Here is a 277-nt window from a genome sequence, read left to right on the forward strand (position 1 = left end):
TGTTGGCGCTAAACCTGCTGTGTTTGTTGGTGGTGGTGCAACCATCACATCTGACGAAGCTAGGTCGCTGGAAGAGCAAGGGGTTTCCCGTGTATATACCAGTGCCGATGTACTGAGTTTAGATGAGATGATCAGTGATTTACTCGGGCGTCTAATGGCGATTAAGCCAAAAGGTAAAGCGAAGTTTAAGGTTACAAAACCGGGATTAATCCCTGTAACTGATTTGTATTTTGGACAATTAATCACGGCGATTGAGCAAAACCGATTACCTAATAGC

The 277-nt window shown here is 44.4% G+C and carries 1 protein-coding gene; it reads left to right on the forward strand.

Going from position 1 to position 277, the window contains the following annotated elements; genetic code table 11:
* The coding region (locus tag MTCD1_RS19060; protein ID WP_143760172.1) for a hypothetical protein at nt 1-277 on the forward strand (277 nt) is incomplete at both ends.

The organism is Colwellia marinimaniae (assembly GCF_002207865.1).
Classification (GTDB): domain Bacteria; phylum Pseudomonadota; class Gammaproteobacteria; order Enterobacterales; family Alteromonadaceae; genus Colwellia; species Colwellia marinimaniae.